The sequence below is a fragment of the Mesobacillus sp. genome (genome assembly GCF_049588175.1).
GTDB lineage: Bacteria > Bacillota > Bacilli > Bacillales > Cytobacillaceae > Mesobacillus.
In genome coordinates, this window is sequence record NZ_JBAVFI010000720.1 from 1 (window position 1) to 2,100 (window position 2,100).

The window sequence follows — 2,100 nt, forward strand, 5'->3', positions numbered from 1 at the left end:
ATCTTGCTCCCATTTTCTTATGTTATGAGTTTTGGCCGAAAAAAATCCCACGCTGGTTGCGTAGGATTTATTTGATTAACTTTGATTACAGCCGAGCACTCACAGGGCGAACTGGCACCTCTTTTTCACTGCTCTCTGCAGGCTTTTTTGACCAGTAAGTCGCAAGGATTGGTCCGGAAATGTTGTGCCATGCAGCAGCGAGGACGCTTGGGAGGGCGGCGAGCGGACCGAAGTGTGCTGTCGCCAGCGCAACGCCTAACCCGGAGTTTTGCATGCCCACTTCAATCGAAATCGCTCTTCTGTTTACTTCATCTTGCCCTAGCACTTTTGCCGCAAAGTAACCAAGCAGAAGTCCGAATCCGTTATGAAGCATCACAGCTGTAAAAATAAGAAACCCGGATGCTGCAATGGTGGCTGCATTGCCTGAAACTACCGCGCTAACAATTGTGATGATAGCTGCTACCGAAATAAGCGGTAAAACGGTTAAGCTTTTTTCAACTGCCACAGGGAAAAATTTCTTAATAGCTAAACCTAAAATAATTGGAAGAATGATGACTTGGATAATTGACTTAAACATGGCAACAGGATCAACTGGCATCCATTGGCCCGCTAGCAAAAGCAGAAGCAGTGGTGTCATGATCGGTGCCAATAGTGTTGATACTGAAGTCATGGCGATTGACAGTGGTACGTTTCCTTTTGCAAGGTACACCATAACGTTAGAGGCTGTTCCGCCTGGTACACAGCCGAGCAAAACCAGTCCTGCTGCTAATTCAGCTGGCAGATTTAAAAGTTTCGCAATGAGGAAAGCGACAGTTGGCATGATGATAAATTGGGCGCACACGCCAATCAACACTGGGATGGGTTTGGTAAAAATGATTTTAAAATCAACTGCTTTCAAAGTAAGACCCATTCCAAACATGACAACGCCGAGCAAAATGGTAATATATCCTCCCAAACCCAAGAATGGTTCTGGAATCAAAAAGGCAATGACAGATGTAAGGATAACCCATACAGCAAAATATTTTCCGGCTATAGTACTTACTGCTTCGATAACTTTCATTTCATCACACTCTTTCTTTCGGCTTTAAAATTTTATTTGGATTTAATAGATTGTTTGGATCAAGGGCTTGTTTGATTTTTTCCATAACTAGAAGTGCGTCCCCGTGTTCCTTTTGCTGATATTTTTGCTTGCCGATCCCGACTCCATGCTCCCCGGTGCATGTTCCTCCGCGCTCAAGAGCATAAAGTACAATTTGTTCATTTAGCTGTTCAGCCCGATCAATCTCTTCTTGATCGTTCATATTAATCATCAAAAGTACGTGATAGTTTCCATCGCCTACATGGCCGACGATTCCACCGGTGAGGCCGAGGGAATCAACCGCTTCCCTTGCATGACGAATGGCACCCGACAGCTCTGAAATTGGAAGGCAGACATCCGTCACCATCATTTTTTTACCAGGATGCCCGTGAATATAAGCATAGGCATGATTGTGCCGGGCCTCCCATAAACGGTTCCTGGCAGCATTATCTGTTTCAAATTCAATATCGAGACAATGATGGTCTTCGACAATTTCTTTTGTGAACTCAACATCCTGCTTCAGCCCTGCTTCATTTCCATGAAACTCTAAAAATAGTGTTGGGCCTTCTTTATAGGCGGTGTCACTAAAAAGGTTAACCTGTTTCATTGAAGGTTCATCGACGAGCTCCACCCTCGCGATTGGAATGCCTGCCTGCAAGATTGATACAACAGCTTCTACAGCATCGTTCAAGGTTGGAAAAGATGCTCTTGCTGCCATTATGTGCTCCGGAATTCCATAAACTTTCAACGTCAATTCGGTAAAGCATCCAAGCGTTCCCTCCGAACCAACGAAGAGACCATTAAGGTGGTATCCGGATGAGGATTTAGCGGCTAAATTGCCAGTATGTATGATCGAGCCATCAGCCATTACCACCTCAAGATCTCGGACCTGGTCACGCATGACTCCATATTTTACCGATGTTGTTCCACTGGCATTTGTTGCTGCCATACCGCCAAGAGTGGCATCTGCTCCCGGGTCCACCGAGAAAAATAAACCATACTTTTTTAGTTCTTTATTCAAC

The 2,100-nt window shown here is 44.9% G+C and carries 2 protein-coding genes; both read right to left on the reverse strand.

Features of this window, described 5'->3' with window-relative positions:
- Nucleotides 1-85: 85 nt before the first annotated feature.
- Entirely contained in the window at nt 86-1,060 is a 975-nt protein-coding gene (locus WB217_RS17505) for a bile acid:sodium symporter family protein (protein ID WP_423994572.1), read from the reverse strand.
- 4 nt (nt 1,061-1,064) lie between these two features.
- The coding region (locus tag WB217_RS17510; RefSeq protein WP_423994573.1) for an FAD-binding oxidoreductase at nt 1,065-2,100 on the reverse strand (1,036 nt) is incomplete at its 5' end.

Excerpts from the sequence above, each read along its gene's own strand:
- WB217_RS17505 (WP_423994572.1), bottom strand. The coding sequence starts at position 1,060 with ATGAAAGTTATCGAAGCAGTAAGTACTATAGCCGGAAAATATTTTGCT.